The organism is Planococcus sp. ISL-110 (assembly GCF_018613575.1).
GTDB lineage: Bacteria > Bacillota > Bacilli > Bacillales_A > Planococcaceae > Planococcus.
This window is the reverse complement of sequence record NZ_JAGGPX010000021.1, coordinates 24,849-39,071: the sequence shown is the minus strand read 5'-3', so window position 1 is coordinate 39,071 and position 14,223 is coordinate 24,849. Positions and strand designations below refer to the sequence as shown.

Below are 14,223 nucleotides of genomic sequence, written 5' to 3'. Positions count from 1 at the left end.
GCAGGTTGCCCACGTGTTACTCACCCGTCCGCCGCTAAACCAAAGGAGCAAGCTCCAATGGTTCCGCTCGACTTGCATGTATTAGGCACGCCGCCAGCGTTCGTCCTGAGCCAGGATCAAACTCTCCATTATAGAGAACATTTGACTGCTCTTAACTTGCTGGCGTATCGCCGTCCGAAGACGCGCGATTCGCTTTGATCTGCATAACGCTGATCAGTAAGTTGTGCGCGGGCCGCGTTCAACGGCCGTTGCTGTTTGTTGACGTTTTGCTGTTCAGTTTTCAAGGTTCAGTTTTAAAATATTGGAGCGGGTGGGGGGAATCGAACCCCCATCATCAGCTTGGAAGGCTGAGGTTTTACCACTAAACTACACCCGCATATATTATATAGAAGAAAAACATGGTGCGCCCGAGAGGACTCGAACCTCTAACCGCTTGATTCGTAGTCAAGTACTCTATCCAATTGAGCTACGGGCGCATTCGAGAGATATTGGTGCGGCCGAGAAGAGTCGAACTTCCACGGGATTTCTCCCACTAGGCCCTCAACCTAGCGCGTCTGCCATTCCGCCACGACCGCATTGAATTAATTTTAAGGACAAGTTCTATTATACTGCATTACCATTTCAATGTCAATGAGAAAACAGAATTTCTAATTCGTCGTCGTTGCGTTCCAATTAATAATGGCTGGGGTACCTGGATTCGAACCAGGGCATGACGGGATCAAAACCCGTTGCCTTACCGCTTGGCTATACCCCAATAAAAAATGGCGGTCCCGACCGGGATCGAACCGGCGATCTCCTGCGTGACAGGCAGGCATGTTAACCGCTACACCACGGGACCATTTGGTTGCGGGGGCAGGATTTGAACCTGCGACCTTTGGGTTATGAGCCCAACGAGCTACCGAACTGCTCCACCCCGCGACAATAATATAGATGTTTTTTTCTTATACCAGCTTTAGCTGCGTCGGCACCAACTCTGCTCTGCAACTTCAGCAAAAGCACTAACCTGTTTCGCTTCTGCTTGTTTAACTCATGTATTAGTGTAACACAGAAGTTATCCAAATATAACTTTTCAGATTAATTGATGTTTAACAAGATGGTGACCCCTACGGGATTCGAACCCGTGTTACCGCCGTGAAAGGGCGGTGTCTTAACCGCTTGACCAAGGGGCCGTGAATGGCTCCGAAGGTAGGACTCGAACCTACGACCATCGCATTAACAGTGCGGTGCTCTACCACTGAGCTACTTCGGAATAATGTTTAAGTACTTGTCGACTTTTTCTATTATAAAGAGCTATAAGGGAATCGTCAATACCTTTCTCATTAATATTTCTTATTTGTTTTTCTTTGCTGAATCTATAGTAGTGAATAGCAATTCCAAAAAAAGAAACTGCCCAAAGCTGGACAGCCTCTCTTCCCTGAAAAGTATTATTGCGCTGCTAGTTTTCCTGAGCAGCGGCCGCATCTGTAACGCTCTGTGTTCATCCGGATCTTGCGCGTGTAATTCATTTTGCATGCTACGCATTGATAGACATACGACTTAGCCAAGCGCTGCGTTGTTTTGTTTTCCAGCATGGAACAAAAACGCGGCGAACCTGTTTCCTTCAGCAGTCTCCTAAAATCCTGATCGCGATGCTTGTAGCCTCTTCCTTCTATGTGAAGATGGTAATGGCATAATTCATGTTTGATGATGCCTTCAAGTTCGGCATAACCAAACTTCTCATAGGAACTTGGATTGATTTCAATATTGTGGGAGCGCAGCAGGTATCTGCCTCCCGTAGTACGCAGCCTGGAATTGAAAACACCATCATGCCGGAATGGCTTATGAAAGCTCGCCAGTGAAATTTCCTTGATCAGTCCAGTCAGTTCTTCGTTCGTCATATTAACTCCCCTATGTTCAAAATGTTAAAGGGTCTGCTCTTTCGGTTGAAGCATCGTCAAGGCAATGCGCCCTTTTTCTTTCTCCACTTTTTCCACCCATGCTGTCACGATGTCGCCAACCGCCACCACTTCCAGCGGATGCTTTACAAAGCCCTTTTTCAATTTCGAGATATGCACCAGGCCATCCTGTTTCACGCCGATATCAACGAATGCGCCAAAGTCGACTACGTTGCGGACGGTCCCTTGCACTTCCATACCCGGCAGCAGATCTTCCATTTTCAGAATATCGTTTTTCAATAAAGGCTGTGGAAATTCATCACGCGGGTCGCGGAACGGTTTCGTCAGCGCCTCCAAGATATCTTTCAACGTAATTTCCCCAACGCCCCATTGCGCGCTAAGCTCTGCCAATTCGAGCGCCTCGAGTTTTTCTGAGACAACTGCTTTCCCGACAGATTTCTTGTCTTCGCCCACCAGCTTTAATAACTTCTCCGCGATGTCATAGCTCTCCGGATGGATGCCGGTTGCGTCCAATGGATTTTTGCCTTCGGGAATCCGCAGGAACCCGATCGCCTGTTCATAGGTTTTCGCTCCTAAACGCGGAATCTTTTTCAGCTGGACACGCGAAGTAAAGCGGCCATTTTCATCCCGGACCTTGATGACGTTTTCTGCTACTGTTTTGCTTAAGCCTGCCACGTATTGCAATAAAGAAGAGGATGCCGAATTGACGTTGACGCCGACCTGGTTGACTGCCGTCTCGACAACAAAGGTCAGTTGATCCGCCAGCTTTTTCTGGGAGACATCATGCTGATATTGTCCGACGCCTACCGCTTTTGGATCGATTTTCACCAGTTCAGACAACGGATCCTGCAGGCGGCGCGCAATCGATGCGGCACTCCGCTCTTCAACTTTCAAGTCTGGGAATTCCGCACGTGCAATATCGGATGCCGAATAAACACTCGCACCTGCTTCATTGACAATGACATACGAAATGTCTGCCGAAGTTTCCGACAGGAAGTCTGCAACAAACTGCTCTGTCTCGCGTGATGCAGTTCCATTTCCAATCGCCATAATTTCAATCGGATATTTGGCTGTTAACCGCTCCATGATTTTCTTTGAACCGGCCTGATCTGATTTAGGTGGATGCGGATAAATGACCGCGACTTCCAGCAGTTTGCCTGTCTCATCGATGACTGCCAACTTGCAGCCTGTCCGGTAAGCCGGGTCGACCCCTAATACCATTTTGTTTTTCATCGGCGGCTGCAATAGAAGATTACGCAGGTTTTCCGAGAAGATATGAATGGCTTGAGTTTCACCTTTTTCACTCAGTTCAGTCCGGATCTCCCGTTCAACTGATGGTTGGATCAGCCGCTTATAGCTGTCTTCAATTGCTGCAGCTACCACTTCGCCTGTGGAACGCGTCTGTTTCATCCACTTGTTTTTCATCAAGGTGACGATGCGATCGGCCGGTGAATTGATGGATACTTTCAGGACATCTTCTTTTTCTCCGCGGTTAATGGCCAAAATCCGGTGCGGCACGATTTTCTGAATGGCTTCTTCGTATTCGTAATACATTTGAAAAACCTGTTTTTCATCTTCATGATTTTTTTTAGCGACGGTAGCGATGGTTCCGTCTTTCCGTGTCATGTAGCGGATTTTTTCTCGGATGTCCGGATCATCAGCAAATAATTCCGCCAAGATATCCTGCGCTCCTTGGATTGCTTCTTCAACTGATGCAACACCTGCTTCTTCATTTATGAATGCCTGCGCTTTATCCATCAGTTTTACATCGCCGGGCTCCATCAGCCAATCCGCCAGCGGCTGCAGACCTTTTTCTTTCGCGATGGTTGCTTTGGTCCGGCGCTTCTGCTTGTACGGCCGATATAAATCTTCGACACGCTGCAGGACGGTAGCTTTGTAGATCGCCTTTTCCAGTTCATCTGTCAGCTTTTCCTGTTCCGTTATGGAACGGATGACATCTATTTTCCGTTGCTCTAAGTTCTGAATGTATGTATACCGGTCATCGATCGCTTTGATCTGGACTTCATCCAAAGATCCGGTTGCTTCTTTACGGTAACGCGCGATAAACGGCACGGTGTTGCCATCTTCAATCAATGCGATGACTTGCGCGACTTGGTTGTTCCGCACGCCAGCTTCTTTTGCGATCAATGTATGAATTTGTTGCATTTCCATCTGGACACTCCCCTTCAGTTCCTTTTTATTTTAACACATTAGAAAAAGGCGACGCGCGCCAGAGCCAAGCAACCAAGCCAGCCAAAAATCAACTGAACTGAAGAGTTTACGCACAGTGCTTCTCCAAAAAAAAGAAGCCATCTCATTTGAGAAGGCTTCCTGCTATGAACGTGGCATCATCACCCGTTTGGATGGAAGCCAGAATATCGCGATACAGTTGTTCAGGTACAGCAGCTTTTCGCATCATGGCTTTAGGATTTCTTAAATCCACTCCATCGGAATGAATGAGGAACAAATCATCTTCCACATATGTGTAGAGCTGGGTGCGCAATTTTTGCGGACGCCCTGACAAATACCCCATTACCGGCAACGGATAGATGATTTCATCTGTCGCTTTGCGGTACAGATAAAACCGGATATTGCCGACGCAGCTGTATTCAAGTGTTTTCTGATTGAAATCAACTTTAAAGATGGCTACGGCAGCTCCACGCTTTTGGAGCATCAGCTCATTAAAGCGATACATTAATTGATCGATTGTTTCATGGTGGTATTCTCGTAAAATTTGAGGAATGACCTGAGACGATTCACGCGCCACAGGACCACTTCCCAATCCATCGGCTACGGAGCAAATGAAATAATCTTCCGTCAACACAGTATGATAGCTGTCTCCGGATTCAAAATTCCCTTTTTTTGCTTCATTAAAAATAAAAGCATCTATAAAGTTATGCTGAATTTTCTCCACTATGAAACCCCACCGGCTGCTAATATAGCTTCCTGAAGTTTTTTAATGGCTTTTCTTTGCAAACGGGAAACGTGCATCTGAGAAATACCGAGTTTGTCTCCGGCTTCTTTTTGGCTCAGCTGCTCTATGTAAGTGAATTGGATGATCTGCTTTTCCCGTTCAGAAAGCACATTCATCGCTTCAGCTACAAGCATCCGCTGATCCGCTTTCTCATACCCATCGTCTTCCTGGCCTACCACGTCAAACAATGTGACTGTGCTTCCGTCTGAATCCGCCTCCAAAGAGTGGTCCATTGAAAGTGCCTGATAGCTTTTGCCCATTTCCATTGCTTCCAGTACGTCGTCTTCTTCAACATCCAGATACTCGGCAATTTCCCATACTTGCGGCGAACGCTGAAGCTCTGTTGTCAGCACCTCAACCGTCGCTTTGATACGGGGGCCCAATTCTTTTATGCGCCGCGGGACATGGATTGCCCATGTCTTATCCCGCAAAAAACGTTTAATTTCGCCGATAATCGTAGGCACAGCAAAAGCTTCAAAGCTACGGCCATATGAAGGGTCGTAACGTCTGATAGCTCCTAAAAGCCCAAGCATGCCCACTTGCGCAATATCTTCATGGTAAGATTTACCATTAGAATATTTTCTCGCAATGGATTCAACAAGACGTTTGTAATTCAACACCAAATTTGTCTGGGCTTCTTCATCTTCTGTCTTTTGATAAGCTTCAATCCACTCAAGCACCTGCTCTTTAGTAGGCTGATTAGGATGAGACTGTTTCGACATCCTTCTCCACCTGCTCTCCTTCAACATGCTTTGTCATGAAGATTGTTACTCCTTCTTGATGATGAACTTTGACTTCATCCATTAATGTTTCAATCAAATACAAGCCGAGACCTCCTTCACGAAGAAAAGCACCTTCTTCTTGATCGTGATAGGGACCCACTTTTGCCTTGGTTTCTTCAAAATTGAAGCTTTGGCCATGATCCGCTACCATAATCTCGATCTTGTCTGCATACAATGCGCAGCCAATGACAACTTCGCCTTCTTCGCCTTCTGTATAAGCATGCTGAACTGCATTTGTCACAGCTTCACTTGCAGCGATTTTCAAATCCTCTATATCATCAAACGAAAAACCGATACGACTGGCCAAACCCGAAATGGTGAGTCTTGCAACGCCAACGTATTGGGATTTAGCAGGAACTCTCATTTCTACATAATCGAAAGGACGCATATCAGTTACCACCCTTTCCGACAGATTCAATATCCATAATATCGCCTAAACCTGTAATATCGAAAAGCCGTTTTAATCGTGCAGAGAGTCCTTTTAACTTTACGTGGCCACCATTTGCATTGACCGATTTATAAAAAGCTACGAAAACTCCCAATCCTGTACTATCCATATAATTAACGTCGGAAAGATCCAACTCTGCTTTTAATCCTTGGTGATTCTGATAAGTTTCTAATTTTTCCCGTAGGACCGGTGCAGTATGCGCATCGATTTCCCCGCGGACAAAGCCCTCCAGGACATTGTTCGACTCAGTTAAGTCCACTTGAATATTCATTGTGATTCGACACCCCGTTTTTTAAAATTCAATCCCGCTTTTAAAAAAGCTGTTCTAAGCATTAATACCACAATTCACCCACATTTAAACCTTGCCTTACACTTTTTTATAGATCACCAGCGTAAAATCATCTTGAAACTGTGCACTTTGCATACGTTCAAGCTCATCGTAGACATATTGCACAATAGTTTGTGCAGGCTCGTCCTTTTTCCGTTCAATCAATTCATAGATAACTTCGCGTTCAATAAAGCCTTCATCGTTCCGGCCTTCCGTCACGCCATCCGTCATCATGATCACCAGATCGCCTTTTTCCAAATCCACCGTATGCTCTTCATAGACTGCCGCCGGAGAGACGCCGAGCAGCAACCCTTTCGCAAACAACTCGCTGAATTGCTGGTCTTTGGCACGATACAGGATAGCTGGTTCATGCCCTGCAGATCCATAGGTCAAGCGAGCTTGTTTGGCATCGTAATTGCTGTAGAACATAGAAACGAACATCGAATCATCGACACTTTTTTCGACAATCCGGTTGATGATGCCCAATACATCTTTTGGCAGTGCATGCGAACTGTTTAAGCTATCCATTCCGAACTTGATCATGGACATGCAAAGGGCAGCCGGAAGGCCTTTGCCGATTACGTCAGCTACCGCTACTCCAGCATAGCCGTCGTGATCACTGACAAAATAAATATAATCTCCATTCATTTTTCGCGCAGGAATAGAAAGAAGGCCGATGTCCAAACCTTCCAGTATAGGCAACTTGGTTTTCAACAGCGTCTCCTGCACATTTGCGGCAAGATCCATTTCTACTTTCAGTTCTTCCTGCTGTTTCAAGAGGCTTTGCCGTTCCTGAAGTGCCAACCCGTAATTGATCATCATTTCAATCAAAAAATCAAAAGAATGCCACACAACATCCGGCAATTCACTATAAAGTTCTTGAATTGCCGCCTTATGCATGCTGATGACTTCTTCGGGCGCAATGTTCTCCAGAATAAGCTGGCGGCTGAAATTTTGGCCGACGTATAAATTTTGCTCCGTCTGCTTTTTTGTGTATTCATTTAGAATTTCTTTGTATTGAACCTCAATCTCTTGAGACATTAGGCGTTCCCCCTAACGAAGCCACTTGGTAGCTCTTATATCCGTACCTTCGCCTAAAATTGTTTCGATTTTGAAATCGTCCATTAACCGTTTGACACCAGGCAGTCCCGCCCCTAATCCACCGGAAGTCGTAAAGCCGTCTTCCATCACTTTGCGGATATCAGGAATTCCGGGACCGTTGTCTGCAGCGATGATCAAAATACCCTTGAGACCATTTTCAGTCAATTGCTGAATTTCAATTCTGCCTTTTCCGGCATATAGGTAAATATTGCGAGCAAGCTCGCTGATGGCCGTTGTAATGCGGGCCTGGTCAACTGTTCCAAAGCCAAGCTCTTTTGCAACATTGCGTCCGAGCTGTCTTGCAGCAACAATATCCCATTCTGTCAAAATTTCCACCGAGGACTGGTCGCTCATTTTTAAGCCTCCAATTCCAATTGAAGTTTATCCAAACCATTTTCTAAATCCAATGCTGTCATAACATCTTCAAGTCGAATTCCTAACTCGATCAAAGTGATAGCAACTGCTGGTTGGATACCAGTAATAACTACTCTGGCCCCCATCAGGCTTGACATGCTGATGACGTCCCCCAGAACTTTCGCGATAAATGAGTCGATGAAATCAATGGATGTCAAATCGATCACGACGCCGCGTGCACTTGTTTCATGCAGCTTTGTCAATAAATCCTCTTGAAATTGAAGAGCTGTCTGATCATCAAGCTCCCACTGGATCGAAACAATTAATGTATCTCTTAACTTTAAAATAGGAATTCTAAAATTCATTAGTCTTCAACCTCCACAATTTTTCGGTTTGTCCAAGCCAGCGCCTGTTCCACGCCCCGCTGCAAAGTGCTTGTTGTCGTAAAGTCGTTCAAGTTGATGCCAAGCGTGACAATCGTCTGAGCAATTTCAGGACGAATTCCGACAAGCATACATTTTGCTCCTACCAGGCGGACAGCATCCGCGGCCTGGATAATGTGATGAGCGACCATTGTATCCACTACAGGAACACCGGTAATATCGAGCAACACGACTTCCGCTCGATGCTTCACGACACCTTCCAGCAGATTTTCCATAATCAATTTCGCCCGCTCTGTATCGATTGTTCCGACTAACGGCATGACTGATACTTTCTCAAAAACAGGAATAAGCGAAGCCGAAAGTTCCTGCAGGGCAATCTTTTGCAGGCTGACCGTACGTTCCCATGTTTTGGAGTACGCCTCAATTGTGTTCTCGCTAATCGGCGTGATCCAGTTGCTGAATTCTTTTACATAAGCAGCAATATTGCCCTCATGGATAATTTTTTCATTGGTCATATTTTCATAAATAATTTCAGCGAAATGGGTGATTGCTTTTGTCACAAATGTAATGGACCATCCAATGCGAACCACCTTTTCTGCAAACTCGTTTAATCGGTTTTTATACGCTTGATGGCTTTCAAGTAAGTTGGAAATCATCAGCTCCGCAAACTCATGGCTAGTTTGATTCATCAATTCTTCAGGCATCGTCTGAAAAGAACGTTCATTTTCCTCGCTCTTCATTTTCCCTTGCCATTGTGAAATGATTTCGGTTAAGTTGCCCTGTATATATTGAGCCATCTGTTTATTCATACTGATTAAAAACCCTCCCTGTGACACTATGTATCTCAAATTTTATCTGTTACCCTTTATTGTATCGGAAATTCGTTTTTTTCACATCTTTTTTCTAGGTGCGTCCATTTCCTGTAAAAAGACACCTCGAGAAAAATTCTCAAGGTGTCTTTTAAGGAGTATGTATGCTTAAAATTTTACAAGGCCGACACTGATCTCCAATGCCTCGTCTACTTTTTCCATCAACGTGTCATCAAGTTGGGTGATTTTATCGGTCAGTCGAGACTTATCAATGGTCCGCAATTGTTCAAGCAGAATAACTGAATCACGTTCAAAGCCGTATTTTTTGGCATTAATCTCCACATGAGTCGGCAATTTGGCTTTTTGAATCTGCGCTGTAATTGCAGCAATGATTACAGTAGGACTGAAACGATTACCTATATCATTTTGAATCACCAGGACGGGACGGGTCCCACCTTGCTCAGACCCGACAACCGGTGATAATTCTGCAAAAAAAACATCCCCGCGTTTTACAATCAAGTTGTCACCCTCCGCTTACGAGTCGCACTGTCGTGTGCTCCGCTTCGTACTCAGCGTGAGAACATTCACAAGCAATCGATAGATTGATTTGTGACATCTCCACGTAGCCCTTGATCATAGCTTCCCGAATATGATATGAGTCGTACAGATTCTTAGTCACCCGATGCGTGGAAACATAAATATAATCTCCACTTTCTTGAACACGTTCATCTGAATGAGTTGTCAACTCCGAAATAAATTGTTTTGGCAATTTTACAACCACTTCTTTTGTCTTTGACTTCTCGTACACAGCCGACACCTCCGAAAATCCCGTTCTTCTGCCTTTATCTTTCTCATCTTAACATTGTATCGGGTTCCTGAAAAGGCAAATCGGAAACTTCGGTGCTGTCTGAGTAAACCCGGGGCACCCGTTTTGTTAAAATACAAGGAATTTCATAAGGGATTGTTTCCAGCCTGCGCGCCCATTCATCAATGAAAATCCGCTGTCCGCCTTGGCTTCCGATCAATTGCACTTTTTCTCCGACCCGCAATTTTTCAGAAAGGCGGATCATGCATTGATCCATGCAAATCCGGCCCACAACCGGTACGCGCTGCCCTTTCACTAAAACGTCCTGTCCTTGCAGCCCACGGAGCATGCCATCCGCATAACCGATTGGCAAAGTCGCAATCCACTCGTCCTGTTCGGCACGGTAAGTGGCTCCGTAGCTCAGCCCTTCCCCTGCTTTTACTTTTTTCACATGGATGATTTCCGTTTCCAGGCTGAGAGCCGGGTGCAATGCAAAGGGCATCTCCTCCCCTACATATGGGGAGGGTGCAATGCCATACAATGAAATCCCAACGCGAACCGCATCCCAGGCCAATTCCGGATGCATGATGGCGGCAGCACTATTGGAAACGTGGACCATAACAGAAGGATCATCCAGTTTATCGATGACACCATTCATCGCACTTACCTGCTCCTGGAATAGCGAGGAATCCTTTTCATCCGCAGTCGCAAAATGGGTGAAGATGCCCTTGAAGGCAAAATCATGATCAGCGATAAAACCAAACGCTTCATCCACTTCATCCAATTGAATGCCGATGCGCCTCATCCCGGTGTCCACTTTCAAGTGGATCTTTAATGCATGCAACTCCGGCGACAAATAGACCGCTGCCATTGACAGCCAGTCCAAAGAAACTGCAGTGACGATGATATTGCGCTGCTGTGCAACCGGAATGAAATTCGAGGGGGTTGCACCCATTACCAGCAACTCAGTTTCAATGCCTTCATTGCGCAGAAAAAGGGCTTCATCCGGCGTTGCGACCGCCAGCATGCTAACGCCATTTCCGATGGCCGTCTTGGCCACTTCCAAAACCCCGTGTCCATAAGCATCTGCCTTTACTACTGCAATTACCTCAGCATTGCCACTTCTTTCCTGAAAAGCTGTTAAATTCTTTTTGATTGCACCTAGATCAATGACCGCTTTTGTCGGTCGATATTGTTCCGTCATCGTAACACCGCCCAGTTAATTTGTTTGTATGAGAACTTGCGCTGCGGCAAAGTCCTTTGAATGCGTAATGGACACCAGGCCCGTTTCTGTGTGCCGAAAATAAACAGAGGGCTTACCCTTGCCATCTTTTCTGATTTCGATATCCTGAAAAGAACAGGCGGCGCCGATTCCTGTGCCTTGGGCTTTGGAAAACGCTTCTTTTGCCGCAAAGCGGCCTGCCAGAAATTCCACTTTTCTTGCCGCTGTTAATTGGCTATATTCATTTTGCTCGTATTCAGTTAAAACACGTTCGCGAAATTTTGGTGATTTGGCATCCAACCGTCGGATTCGTGACAATTCAACGACATCCAACCCGATTCCTGTAATCATAAATGTTTCTCCTTTCAATCGCAAACAGGTAACAGGTATAATTGAAGATATGAAATAGAGGTGACTAAATGTTTATTCGAACAGAAAGCTTTAAGCAATACCTGCGCCTGTATCCGGTTGTTTCCACTTTGATTGGCCTTAATCTGCTGGTCTATGTACTGACATGGCTTCCTTTGCTTGGTGAATGGCTTTACTTTTATGGTGTCGGCTCCAACTTTTACATTGCAGAAGGCCAATGGTGGCGATTCTTTACACCGATTTTTCTCCATGGCGGATTGATGCATTTGCTGTTTAATATGTTTTCATTGTTCCTGTTCGGACCTGAATTGGAACGTTTAACCGGCAAAGTCCGCTTTATCACGATTTACCTGCTGGCAGGATTATTTGCTTCAGCAGCTACCTACTTCTTACAGCCGCTCGATTATGCCCATGTAGGAGCCAGCGGTGCGATCTTCGGAGTGTTTGGCGCATTTGGCGCATTGGTTTATTACGGTGGACGTGCCTTGCCCCAGCTCAAACAAATTATACTCCCAATTATCGTCATTAGTATAGTTATGACTTTCCTGACGCCAAACGTCAATGTTACAGCCCATATCGCCGGAATGATTACCGGGTTCCTGATCGGACTCAGTTATTTCCACCCAAAACGGATTGTCAGCTGGCGAGCTAAAAATAAGGACAGCCGGAATTAAAATTCCGCCTGTCTTTTTTTTCGGGAAATATGATTTTTTCAGTTTTCCAGTTTTTTTGCGCCAGATGGTTCATACCAGGACAAAATCCTTCTGGCGTCTTCTTTTTCCATATGGGGAGTGGTCGCAGTAGCTCCCATCATACCCGATTTGATTGTCGAACTGATGGAGGCAATCCCTTTGCGTCGTTGGAAATAGCTTTGTGTCACTTGAACAACCTGCACCCGCTTCTTCAACATGAAGAAACGGTGCTTGCTGAATCCTCTGAATTGCATCGTCAATTGCTTTTCACCCAGCGCGTAGCCTGTTGTCCGATGCTGCCAGATTCCGACAGCGACAACAATCGGGACAAAAATCAGCGCCAGCAGACCGTACGGATAGAAAAAATATCCCACAGCGGCAAACACCGGTGACAGCCAAAGCAAATCCAGACGATAGAAAAAGTGAACACTGCGCTTTGGAGCCTTGATTAGCTCAGGCGCCCATTCCAGCTCCGGAAACAAATCGGCCAGTATCGGAATCATCCGGTCTTTTTTCACTAAAGGAAACAGGCGGATTTTTTCGTCTTTATCCCCGATCGATCCTCCTGCACTTTCGACCACAACCGTGGCGTATCCGAGTATCTCACGCAACGGATTCTGGCTCACCTTGATTCCTTGGACACGTTTCAATGGTATCGAAACTTTCTTTTTCTCCAGTAACCCTCTGGTGATATAGATGTGGTCCTCATCACGCTGAATGGTAAATTGGTAATTCGCCACAATGGTCATAATGACTGAAATGATCCATGCAATCAACAGGACAAAAAAGATTGTCAAAATCACAATCAACGCGCCAAAACGGAGAAACAGCATGACTTCCTCGTAAATGGCATCGTACGGAATCAGTTCAGAAAACTGGGACAGGAAAAGCGCAACCGCTGAAATCACTACCCCAATGCCTCCGGAGGTCGTGGCAAGAATCAATAATTCCTTCATAGACATCCGGTAAAGTACCCTTGCCTCTTTTTTAGCAGGTGTTTCTGCGCGTTCCACAGGCCCCATTTCTGTAACGGCTTCTTCCGGAAGCTTGTATTTGGCCTTTTCCATTTCATTTTCAATGCGATCTGCATCTTCTCTTGAAATCGCAGTCAACTCGGCTTCCGCCTGCCCCACTTTTCCGGAACCTCCTGTTTCCACTTTCACTTTCACCAAGCCGAGCGGCCGATGGAAAATGCCTTCAGTATAATTCAGGCTTTGGATCCGATCAAAGGGAATATACCTTTTTTTCTTGACAAAAAGGCCATATTCAATGCGCAATTCCCCATCTTCAAACCAATAAACAAAGCGTTTCCATTTGATGATTCCGCCGACAAGCAGGAAAATCAGAACGACACTTCCCACCATTACCGGAATCAAACCCTGCCACCCCTGGTTGAACATCGAGCTGACGCCGCCATCTCTGAATATATTGACGCCAAAAATAATGATGAATGGCACAATCATTTCTTTCAGGCCCTTGATGAAATTTAAGAATGCCGAAACGGGATGCAGTTTATAGCGTTCTTCATACATCATCTTCCGCCACCCTTGCCAATACGGAAATTCTGGCTCTCAACTCATCCGCTTCTGACGTAACTAATGCAGGAATTGTATGAGTGGTTGCGGCTGTTGAAATCGAAATTTCCGCTAAGTCGTATTTCCGCAAAATCGGTCCCTGTTCCGTATCCACATGCTGTACCCGCACCATAGGCACGAGTGTCCGGGTAACGATGAATAAGCCATGCTGCAATTCGATTTCCTGCTCCCGCACCTCATAGCGCCAGCGCTGCCAACGGATTTTGGGAAACAAGTAAATCAACAGAAAGCCGAAAAACAGGATCACCGCCACATATACAGCGTAGAGCCATTGCGGCCAGTCAAAGAAATACGTTAATACGCCCACGCCAATTGCAATCAAAGCAATAACCGCTGTTTCCATGCTGCCATATACACGCCAAACGGTTAGCCCTTTTCGTGAAATTTGGTTTTTTGGTTGATTGTCCATTGTTCTTCTCTCCAATCACGTACCTATTCATTATACGATTTAGCCAGTAGAACGTTT

At 45.7% G+C, this 14,223-nt stretch carries 17 protein-coding genes, 8 tRNA genes and 1 rRNA gene; 1 reads left to right on the top strand and 25 read right to left on the bottom strand.

The features are described from left to right. The 23 genes from J7I83_RS14340 to acpS form a co-directional block, all read right to left on the bottom strand. A 16S ribosomal RNA gene (locus J7I83_RS14340) occupies positions 1–132 on the bottom strand; the annotation flags it as partial. A gap of 170 nt (positions 133–302) precedes the next feature. Next, positions 303–376 (bottom strand) — tRNA-Gly (locus J7I83_RS14335). Between the two features lie 23 nt (positions 377–399). Continuing rightward, positions 400–476 (bottom strand) — tRNA-Arg (locus J7I83_RS14330). Between the two features lie 13 nt (positions 477–489). After that, positions 490–575: transfer RNA gene (locus J7I83_RS14325), tRNA-Leu, on the bottom strand. Between the two features lie 104 nt (positions 576–679). Continuing rightward, positions 680–754 (bottom strand) — tRNA-Gln (locus J7I83_RS14320). 8 nt (positions 755–762) lie between these two features. Then, positions 763–838, bottom strand: a tRNA-Asp gene (locus J7I83_RS14315). Between the two features lie 3 nt (positions 839–841). Continuing rightward, positions 842–918, bottom strand: a tRNA-Met gene (locus tag J7I83_RS14310). Positions 919–1,094: 176 nt separating this feature from the next. Continuing rightward, positions 1,095–1,169 (bottom strand) — tRNA-Glu (locus tag J7I83_RS14305). A gap of 5 nt (positions 1,170–1,174) precedes the next feature. Further along, positions 1,175–1,249 (bottom strand) — tRNA-Asn (locus J7I83_RS14300). 175 nt (positions 1,250–1,424) lie between these two features. Beyond that, positions 1,425–1,877, bottom strand: a complete 453-nt coding sequence (locus J7I83_RS14295) for a SprT family protein (protein ID WP_215101850.1) — start codon at positions 1,875–1,877, stop codon at positions 1,425–1,427. A 24-nt stretch (positions 1,878–1,901) separates the two neighbouring features. Continuing rightward, positions 1,902–4,067: a Tex family protein gene (locus J7I83_RS14290; RefSeq protein ID WP_285228706.1), complete on the bottom strand. Its 2,166-nt coding sequence runs from the start codon at positions 4,065–4,067 to the stop codon at positions 1,902–1,904. A gap of 142 nt (positions 4,068–4,209) precedes the next feature. Next, positions 4,210–4,809: a PP2C family serine/threonine-protein phosphatase gene (locus J7I83_RS14285; protein WP_215101847.1), complete on the bottom strand. Its 600-nt coding sequence runs from the start codon at positions 4,807–4,809 to the stop codon at positions 4,210–4,212. Next, positions 4,809–5,591, bottom strand: a complete 783-nt coding sequence (gene sigB, locus J7I83_RS14280) for an RNA polymerase sigma factor SigB (RefSeq protein WP_146558232.1) — start codon at positions 5,589–5,591, stop codon at positions 4,809–4,811. Before sigB ends, J7I83_RS14285 begins: the two co-directional genes overlap by 1 nt. Continuing rightward, a complete protein-coding gene (gene rsbW / locus J7I83_RS14275; RefSeq protein ID WP_215101845.1) occupies positions 5,569–6,039 on the bottom strand; it encodes an anti-sigma B factor RsbW in 471 nt (156 codons plus the stop codon). Before rsbW ends, sigB begins: the two co-directional genes overlap by 23 nt. A 1-nt stretch (position 6,040) precedes the next feature. Continuing rightward, entirely contained in the window at positions 6,041–6,370 is a 330-nt protein-coding gene (locus J7I83_RS14270) for an anti-sigma factor antagonist (protein WP_215101843.1), read from the bottom strand. A 96-nt stretch (positions 6,371–6,466) separates the two neighbouring features. Continuing rightward, positions 6,467–7,468 (bottom strand): PP2C family protein-serine/threonine phosphatase, encoded by a 1,002-nt coding sequence (locus J7I83_RS14265; protein ID WP_215101841.1) that lies wholly within the window; start codon positions 7,466–7,468, stop codon positions 6,467–6,469. 12 nt (positions 7,469–7,480) lie between these two features. Continuing rightward, positions 7,481–7,882, bottom strand: coding sequence for an anti-sigma regulatory factor (locus J7I83_RS14260; protein WP_215101839.1), 402 nt, complete (start codon positions 7,880–7,882; stop codon positions 7,481–7,483). Positions 7,883–7,884: 2 nt separating this feature from the next. Beyond that, on the bottom strand, positions 7,885–8,247 hold the full coding sequence (locus J7I83_RS14255; RefSeq protein WP_008432419.1) for an STAS domain-containing protein: 363 nt from the start codon (positions 8,245–8,247) through the stop codon (positions 7,885–7,887). Beyond that, complete coding sequence (locus J7I83_RS14250; protein ID WP_215101837.1) at positions 8,247–9,074, bottom strand: RsbT co-antagonist protein RsbRA; 828 nt, start codon at positions 9,072–9,074, stop codon at positions 8,247–8,249. Before J7I83_RS14250 ends, J7I83_RS14255 begins: the two co-directional genes overlap by 1 nt. Before the next feature lie 168 nt (positions 9,075–9,242). Beyond that, the gene (locus J7I83_RS14245) at positions 9,243–9,593 is read right to left on the bottom strand and encodes a type II toxin-antitoxin system PemK/MazF family toxin (protein ID WP_008432415.1); all 351 of its coding nucleotides are present in this window, start codon (positions 9,591–9,593) and stop codon (positions 9,243–9,245) included. A 4-nt stretch (positions 9,594–9,597) separates the two neighbouring features. Beyond that, on the bottom strand, positions 9,598–9,882 hold the full coding sequence (locus tag J7I83_RS14240) for a transcriptional regulator (RefSeq protein ID WP_142827252.1): 285 nt from the start codon (positions 9,880–9,882) through the stop codon (positions 9,598–9,600). A 43-nt stretch (positions 9,883–9,925) separates the two neighbouring features. Continuing rightward, the gene (gene alr / locus J7I83_RS14235) at positions 9,926–11,083 is read right to left on the bottom strand and encodes an alanine racemase (protein ID WP_215101835.1); all 1,158 of its coding nucleotides are present in this window, start codon (positions 11,081–11,083) and stop codon (positions 9,926–9,928) included. A 15-nt stretch (positions 11,084–11,098) separates the two neighbouring features. Beyond that, the gene (gene acpS, locus J7I83_RS14230) at positions 11,099–11,452 is read right to left on the bottom strand and encodes a holo-ACP synthase (protein WP_215101833.1); all 354 of its coding nucleotides are present in this window, start codon (positions 11,450–11,452) and stop codon (positions 11,099–11,101) included. 68 nt (positions 11,453–11,520) lie between these two features. Here acpS and J7I83_RS14225 point away from each other — a divergent pair, with 68 nt between their 5' ends. Then, a complete protein-coding gene (locus J7I83_RS14225; RefSeq protein ID WP_215101831.1) occupies positions 11,521–12,144 on the top strand; it encodes a rhomboid family intramembrane serine protease in 624 nt (207 codons plus the stop codon). Between the two features lie 38 nt (positions 12,145–12,182). On the opposite strand, the gene J7I83_RS14220 is transcribed toward J7I83_RS14225, so the two are convergent. Continuing rightward, positions 12,183–13,694, bottom strand: coding sequence for a PH domain-containing protein (locus tag J7I83_RS14220; protein ID WP_215101853.1), 1,512 nt, complete (start codon positions 13,692–13,694; stop codon positions 12,183–12,185). Continuing rightward, the gene (locus J7I83_RS14215) at positions 13,687–14,166 is read right to left on the bottom strand and encodes a PH domain-containing protein (protein ID WP_215101829.1); all 480 of its coding nucleotides are present in this window, start codon (positions 14,164–14,166) and stop codon (positions 13,687–13,689) included. The genes J7I83_RS14220 and J7I83_RS14215 overlap by 8 nt, the downstream gene beginning before the upstream one ends. Positions 14,167–14,223: the final 57 nt, after the last annotated feature.

Coding starts and splice junctions, on each gene's coding strand:
- J7I83_RS14295 (WP_215101850.1), bottom strand. CDS start 1,877: ATGACGAACGAAGAACTGACTGGACTGATCAAGGAAATTTCACTGGCG.
- J7I83_RS14290 (WP_285228706.1), bottom strand. CDS start 4,067: ATGGAAATGCAACAAATTCATACATTGATCGCAAAAGAAGCTGGCGTG.
- sigB (WP_146558232.1), bottom strand. CDS start 5,591: ATGTCGAAACAGTCTCATCCTAATCAGCCTACTAAAGAGCAGGTGCTT.
- rsbW (WP_215101845.1), bottom strand. CDS start 6,039: ATGCGTCCTTTCGATTATGTAGAAATGAGAGTTCCTGCTAAATCCCAA.
- J7I83_RS14270 (WP_215101843.1), bottom strand. CDS start 6,370: ATGAATATTCAAGTGGACTTAACTGAGTCGAACAATGTCCTGGAGGGC.
- J7I83_RS14265 (WP_215101841.1), bottom strand. CDS start 7,468: ATGTCTCAAGAGATTGAGGTTCAATACAAAGAAATTCTAAATGAATAC.
- J7I83_RS14260 (WP_215101839.1), bottom strand. CDS start 7,882: ATGAGCGACCAGTCCTCGGTGGAAATTTTGACAGAATGGGATATTGTT.
- J7I83_RS14255 (WP_008432419.1), bottom strand. CDS start 8,247: ATGAATTTTAGAATTCCTATTTTAAAGTTAAGAGATACATTAATTGTT.
- J7I83_RS14250 (WP_215101837.1), bottom strand. CDS start 9,074: ATGAATAAACAGATGGCTCAATATATACAGGGCAACTTAACCGAAATC.
- alr (WP_215101835.1), bottom strand. CDS start 11,083: ATGACGGAACAATATCGACCGACAAAAGCGGTCATTGATCTAGGTGCA.
- acpS (WP_215101833.1), bottom strand. CDS start 11,452: ATGATTACAGGAATCGGGTTGGATGTCGTTGAATTGTCACGAATCCGA.
- J7I83_RS14225 (WP_215101831.1), top strand. CDS start 11,521: ATGTTTATTCGAACAGAAAGCTTTAAGCAATACCTGCGCCTGTATCCG.
- J7I83_RS14220 (WP_215101853.1), bottom strand. CDS start 13,694: ATGTATGAAGAACGCTATAAACTGCATCCCGTTTCGGCATTCTTAAAT.
- J7I83_RS14215 (WP_215101829.1), bottom strand. CDS start 14,166: ATGGACAATCAACCAAAAAACCAAATTTCACGAAAAGGGCTAACCGTT.